The sequence below is a fragment of the Sediminispirochaeta bajacaliforniensis DSM 16054 genome (genome assembly GCF_000378205.1).
Classification (GTDB): domain Bacteria; phylum Spirochaetota; class Spirochaetia; order DSM-16054; family Sediminispirochaetaceae; genus Sediminispirochaeta; species Sediminispirochaeta bajacaliforniensis.
Genome location: NZ_KB899453.1, coordinates 1 through 7126, shown reverse-complemented (window position 1 = coordinate 7126; position 7126 = coordinate 1). Strand labels below are relative to the sequence as shown.

Annotated in this window: 4 protein-coding genes and 1 pseudogene; all 5 read right to left on the bottom strand. The window is 36.2% G+C overall.

Annotation, left to right across the window (positions count from 1 at the left end; genetic code table 11):
* Positions 1 to 212, bottom strand: a pseudogene (locus F459_RS0121600) (IS5 family transposase); the annotation flags it as partial.
* 54 nt (positions 213 to 266) lie between these two features.
* Positions 267 to 1715, bottom strand: a complete 1449-nt coding sequence (locus F459_RS0121595; protein WP_020614727.1) for a hypothetical protein — start codon at positions 1713 to 1715, stop codon at positions 267 to 269.
* Between the two features lie 35 nt (positions 1716 to 1750).
* On the bottom strand, positions 1751 to 3658 hold the full coding sequence (locus tag F459_RS23430) for a glycosyltransferase (protein ID WP_020614726.1): 1908 nt from the start codon (positions 3656 to 3658) through the stop codon (positions 1751 to 1753).
* A 68-nt stretch (positions 3659 to 3726) separates the two neighbouring features.
* On the bottom strand, positions 3727 to 6816 hold the full coding sequence (locus tag F459_RS0121585) for a hypothetical protein (protein WP_154651771.1): 3090 nt from the start codon (positions 6814 to 6816) through the stop codon (positions 3727 to 3729).
* 74 nt (positions 6817 to 6890) lie between these two features.
* Positions 6891 to 7126: transposase (locus tag F459_RS0121580; RefSeq protein ID WP_020614724.1), on the bottom strand; the 236-nt coding region annotated here is incomplete at its 5' end.

Below are 7126 nucleotides of genomic sequence, written 5' to 3'. Positions count from 1 at the left end.
AATCTTTGCAGCACCAGGATTTTGAACATCATCACATAATCAAACGGAGGTCTTCCTCCAGGTCCTTTTGCTTCTTTACGAAAGGCGTTCTTGAGAATCGGACGAAACATTTCCCAATCGATGTATTCATCCAACTTCCGAAGCGGGTCTCCCTGTTTGCTGATTTCTTCCAAACGAAAATCTTCATCAAAAAAGCCTTTTTGTTGTGCCATCTTTCCTCCTCCTGTAAGGAGAATATCAACAATTACAAAATTTAGGAAATCCCTCTAGTTTTTAGAGGTGCCCTTAAGTAATTCAGCACCAAAAATATCAACTCCCATACCTGCCGCCTGTCGAAAAACTAATGTATAGCGATTCCCATCAGTAGGTACTGTAAATACCCATTCACTTGAAGAGTTGAAATTAAACTTTGTTTCAAAAGCTACTTTTTTATGTGCGTAGTCATATAACAAAATCCGCATATAATCACCAACGCCTTCAGTCAAAGTCATATTGTCAACTGATAAGATATAAGTAGATCCTGCCTCAAAGGACCAATATAACTTGTTATAATGAATAGAATCGTTAGAAGTAAGTGTAAGGGGGTTATCAGCTTTAAGTAGATTATTATCCCGTATCTGTACGGACTCTTTTTGGTTCAAGGATGAAAGTTCATTTGTATAATTTTTTGGTAATATATTTATACCCAAGCTGGTTAATTGTTCTGAATAGATCAAGTATGAATCATTCCACAAAGAGTATTTTGCCTCGCCTCTATGGTCCGTTAAGTTATAATTATTTTTCAAGTACTGTCCTATAAAAAGAGAGACTTTCTGCTGCCCAATTAAATTGGCATGTGACCAATCAGCATAATCAGTTGAAAAATCGATTCCAATTTCATCTAAATGATGCAAGCAGTTTAAATATAACAAGTTGTTCTCCTTAGCATAATCTGCAAAAGCATTCCACTGTCGCTGTAGCATCTCCCCGTTACCATGATTTGTTTGTCCTGTTGCTCGTGACGGAACATTCAACAACAGAAGTTTTACTCCTTTCTCAGCACACATATCAATTATCTTACCCATATACTGCATAGAAATATCCGAACCACAAGAATCAGTTATCTCGTCATCGGGTAAAATGGTCAAACGTATAGGCTGGTCGCTTGTTTTTTGAACCCCTCCACCAGCGCCATATGTGAAATCAATATTTTTTTCAAAGTCCGCTTTGCTTAATTCTTTCCATCGGTTATGAAAATAAAGCAAACTTATTAAATGATCTGGCCATTCTTCTTTGGGTAATAAATCAAGTATTGCCATAACTTTTACAATACTAAACGGTGAAAAATCCAACCATTGCCGAAATCTGGCCGGTTGTCCCGCAAAGACATCCTTCTGAAATGCATAACCCACATCAAGAACCACTACCTCGGGATTCTGGGTTAGAAATGCAGACTTCAGATTATAATAATTGATCGGGATAGACTGTCCTCCCATGGCAATGTTATAAGAGGTTATTCCATATGCATCCCAGATAACCATAGGAGAACAAGCTGTTACAACTTTTGAAGATCCCAGAAATAAAACATCTACTGAATTCTTTGCGATATCCTGGTAGCCGATTATTTCGTTCCGGGCCCTTTTGTCCACAAATATTTGTGTAGTTATATTAAGAAGTATTATCAGCACTAAAAAAAAGACAATACATTTTAAAACGTCTACAACCATCTTCTTCATGTAATACTATCCATACTTAGCGATATTAGCTATAATTATACTTCTATTTCGGATTTAAAAGTAATACTGTCGAAATTAATTCTAGGAAAAACCTCTAAATATCCGCCTCTTGTAGCATTAAATATTTTAACACCCTTTGACTTGGCATACTTTTTTATTGCTTCATAACCAACTTTATTGAGGTCAACCGCTTCCTGCCAACGCCCTGTTTTATCTTTTTGGGGATCTATTTTTGAATTTACAAAATGTACATTTTTTCCATCGTAATTACAATCACAACCAATAATGTATATTTCCTTAAAACCCATATAAATCGCAATATTCATAACAAAGTTTGTTACAGTAAAGCAGTCATAAACACAAACGGACACATCGTCTTCAATGCGTACAATATTCTTTTTCCTGCTTCTTTTTGTATGATTGCCATAATGTATATGACAGCTTTTTATCTTTTCACTATCCGGTACTGATATATAGCTATGAAGAAAAGCATCTCGCTTACAAATTTTTTCAAAATCTACTTTGTAATGCTGGGATAAACGACAATATGTATAATAATCAACAAATCCATAATAATCAGGTCGCCAATCCGTATTTTCGTAGGCCAAAAAAATAGTATTCATACTGAAGGTATACTCCCCTTTCAGTTTTTCAAGATCTTCAACACATAAGCTAGGGCCTGTACAAGCAATAAAACAACGTTCACCGTCATGTCTGCCCTTTACAGCTTCTATTCTACGCATACGTCTTGTCGATAATCCAAATACTTTAAGTATTCGACAGCATAAAATTTTCAAATGTGCCATTGGTGCATCCAAAATATCCCAGTGTTTGGGACCTATTTTTTTTATAATTTCCTTCAGGCCACGCTTTATTGTATATTTAAAACCGTGATCCTGCAAAGCCCATATAAATCTATTTAAATAAGAGATCTTCCCCTTATCATAGTTACATATTATTTCTTCACGCTTTTTTTGTCTCTCCCAATCCAGTAAAAATTTATTCGGATTATTTTTTATTTTATTCAGTTCCCTCCATCTATTTTCTACAAAATAATTTTTTTGATAAATACCAGATTCCATGCCTTTCTGAAGCATTTTGCTGTAAAAATGAATAAACTCTTTTTTAAATTCTGGAGCAATACGAATAAAGGTGTGAACAAAACTGTTATGTTTTCGAGCCAGCATCGTACCCAAAAAAATCCCTTTCAGATCTGGATTCTTATTATAAAAAGCTTCGATAAATTCATATTCATCATGTATACAATACACTTTTTTCTTACTGTTTATGGAAGAATTAGGATTGTCTTGTCTATATAAATAAAAAGCCTGGTCAAAGAAATAAGCTCTTTCAGCAAGAGAAAGCGTAATAAAATGAAAACCAATATCTTGATATGATGCCCCTGGAGTTTCGTTATGTTTTATATTATGTTTGCGAAGAAAATTGGTTTTATAAAGACCGGTCCAGTTAGCCGTGGTAGAAAGTAGAACTCCGGGTCTGAATTTCGGAGAAAAAACCATATTAGTATATCCACTATTTTTTATATATGTCCGATGCTCTTTACCGTTCTCATCAGACACGAATGAATAATAATCTGATTTAATCATATCAAGATCGTTACTTATTGCTATATGATATAATATTTCATACATATTCTGAATAATATAATCATCAGACTCAACAATTCCTATATATTCGCCTGTAGCTGCTTCCATTCCAATATTCATGGAATTTCCATACCCAGAGTTCGGCTTATCGATTATTTTTATTCGGTTATCGGCAACTGAATATTCCTTTAGAATTTTCAACGAATTGTCGGTTGAGCCGTCATTAACACAAATAATTTCTAGTTCCTTTAATGTTTGACAGAGGATACTATCCAAACAGACTTTTAGATATTTCTCCGTGTTGAATACAGGCACAACAATTGACACCTTTGGCATATATTTTCTCCATAACTAATATTTCTTCTCTGGCTTTTTATATACTAATACAGATTGAATCCACCTTGTTAGCCAAATATTTTATGATAAACTCTCGTTCCAATGTGAAGCAAACCAATTTTTTTTAACACTTTTTTTACTCGAAAGAATCTTCTATTTTCGATGATACTTTTAACCTGAGGCTCCCTCTTCTTATTATTCTCTGGTTTTTGAAGAGCCTTGCTTTTTGAGTCTTCAGCGTTAAACCTTTTTAAATGCTGAGTATACCAGTCACGATAATTTGTCTTCTTTTCAGAATTCACAAAGCTTGCATCAGAAGGCGTGCGCATGTTTTTAAACAAAAGAAGATCCTTTCTATATGAAACGGTATAAAAATCTTTAAGTCCAGCGATCAAAGGGGACGAATCAAATTTTAACAACTTCAGATCTTCGCCACACAGTTCAGTAAACCCCTCACAAAACTTCAAAATGCTCTCTTGTAGAAAATTAATTCCCTCGTCATAACAATCTTTAGGCTCATATTGCCAACGGCAAATACCATCATTATAAGACTCAATTCCAGCAATTCCCGATTCCTGTTCTGAAAGACAATCATCCATAAAAATATGAAGAATTTCTGCCTCACTTATTTCTCTGGTATCCAGATGAGCCAGTGAATGGATTTCTCGGCCCTCTGCTTCAGCTAAAGCAAGCTCCGGACGCGCAAGTATGTGGTACTCGATAAGATCCAAACCGAACTCTGCCCAGAAAAAGATAGATGCTCTTCCGCGATAGCCAGTGTCAAATAAAGCAGGATTCTCGGCTCCTTTTAAAGCATCAAGAAGATATCGTCGCATCGCGTCAGCATGCGGTGCAACATACTTATGAAACACCGGATCTAATCGGCTCATTAATTCTGCATCTTGTAAAGCGTTTTGGAAATTATTAGAGCCTCTTCCAAAACCAGCTTCAGAGAATATTTCAAAGATCTTCTCTTTTTCCTCAGGCTCATCTACCATCAAGCGCTTTTCAATGAATTGTTCAATATTCCTAATCCTCGATATACTGTATTTTTTATTTGCACAAAACAGAGCCCCCTTCTTCTGCAATGCTGAAAAAGGATACATCAATGCCCTATTTAAATTGAGAGGAGCATGCTCCGGAGCAATTTTATATATTGGGGCCATAATCCCAAAAAGTTTTTCTGGTATATAACCATCTCGAAGCAGGAAGAAAATTTTATCTACTTTTTGCTTTATACTTTTTTCTATTAGCCATTTTGTAAATATAGTCAAAAGAGGTCCATACAATATTGTACCCAAATTTCTCCATTTCCCATCTGCTATACTTTTTGAATTATACTTCTGATATGGATCATCGAAAATCATTTGTGCTGCATAGCCAACTATAAAAGAATTATCCATTGAGTTATCAGCTGAATCAGCTAAGTATTTCATAGGTTTAACGGATCTGAACCTATCTACGGCCTTTGGAAAGTAGATAGGACTAAAACCATGCTCAGAAGCTTTATACACATCCACATCAACATGATCTCCAATATGAAGAATCTCAGCTGAAGAAACCCCATATTTTTTTATACAATCTTCTCTAACATACTCATATAATCGTCCAGTCCGCTTAGAACGCATAAGATCACTGGATACATACATCTGATCAAAATCATCATACCCATTTTCTTTTAAGACACTCTCTAAAAAATCTCTACCTAAATACATATCTGAAACAATAATTACGGACTTTCCGCTTTTAAGTGCAGCATCATAAAGTTTTTTTGCAGAACGTCTCGGCTTCAGATAGCGCCGCTCTGCTGCAAGCTCTTCCATTTTGAGAGTTAAAACTATCTCTCTTGGCACATCAAAAGCTTCACTAAAACATTCATATATCTCATCAAGTGTTACAGCGTCTCTGTCGACTGTGCGTCGGCGTCCTGCCATGCGTTCAGCAGCTATACGCATATCAGCAAAATTTCGTCCAACCCCAGCCTTAACACCTACTAAACGGAAAAGGTCCGAGGGCTTAAGGACAGGACGACAAACCAGTGTATCGAACATATCAAAACTTATAACCTTTATTTCTGGAGAAATAATCAGATCTTCAAGCTCTTGGAGAGTGATGTCTTTTGTACGAGATCGTACGCATATATCTTGTAAATGTGTACGATCTGGTGGCAGAACATATTGTGGATGACCATTGAGTCCATTCACAATATACTCTACAGCACGATCTATATTTGCCCCATAAGACATTGTTTCATGAGAATATTTGTCAGATAATAGAGAATAGTGTAACATTTGTGCAATGTGTTTTGCAAAGGCCGTATGTTGCTCACTGGTAAAACCTTTTTCCAACGCCTCTATCAGTGTATTTTCAACCAAGTTTCGATCGAAGGCTTCATAAGTGCATCCCTTACCACGAAGTTGTGTATATCCTAGGGTTACTGTTGGTTTTTTTCTTATAAGCGAAACATACGCTGTTTGTGAAAAAATTGTTACAGTAATATCTGCAAGATCTATTAGTTCATTAATATCAATTTCATCAATTTCAATCACTTGTTCATGATAAAAATTACGATTTGTAAATTTGGCAATCATAGGGTGAGGCTTATAAACCAAATTCCAGTTATTTTTAATAGCCAGTTCTGCAAGGAAGAAAGCAGCAGCATCACTACTTGAAAATATGGGAGAATGATGTTCCTTGGTTTGTTCTGTGTACGGATAAAAACCAGATTCATAATCATTCTGGCCAGCATAAAAAATAATCGGCCGTCCGGGTTTTAGACGAGATTTAAGATCATTTATATTGTTATTGCTTGGCTGTTTTCTTCGATTAAGACGACTGGAATAGAGATAAGCCCAAACTTTATATGCAGAATCAAGTTCTTCATTTGTTACAGATAAATTCAAGAATTCTCTATATTTCCTTGCAGGATAGCTTTCACCCATCTGCCCCCCCTGCTCAATCACATAAGTACCAGGTAAGGAACCAAACTCCATAAAAAATGGATTTATTTCCCTTTTCTTGCATACGCCCCTTAAAACATGGTGAAAAGCATGGAACCCATTCCACATCATAACTCCTTTGGGTTCAAGAATACTTACCACTTTATTTAGATACTGCCATGCACCACAAGCAAAGTGTTCGGGGTACCCTTTACCCATATCGCTATGACGTCCTTTAAGGTAGTGTCAATAAACTTGCGCAAATTCTTTTTGCCTCAATCTGAAGAATTTACTTATGAGACCTGATTCTCCCGATCGTAATCAATCAGCAGGTCCATATTCAGATACTTCCGTTCACTCCATGTAGAACCTGAAATATGACGCAGCCGGGCTGAGACCAGCATCAGGGCAGATTCTCCATCAGGGAATGAACCGATTACTCGTGTCCTCCTTCTGATTTCTCGCATGATTCTTTCAAGTCCATTGTTGGTCCTGATTCTTTTCCAGTGCTCCACCGGGAAGTGATAGT

Coding starts and splice junctions, on each gene's coding strand:
- F459_RS23430 (WP_020614726.1), bottom strand. CDS start 3,658: ATGCCAAAGGTGTCAATTGTTGTGCCTGTATTCAACACGGAGAAATAT.
- F459_RS0121585 (WP_154651771.1), bottom strand. CDS start 6,816: ATGGGTAAAGGGTACCCCGAACACTTTGCTTGTGGTGCATGGCAGTAT.
- F459_RS0121595 (WP_020614727.1), bottom strand. CDS start 1,715: ATGAAGAAGATGGTTGTAGACGTTTTAAAATGTATTGTCTTTTTTTTA.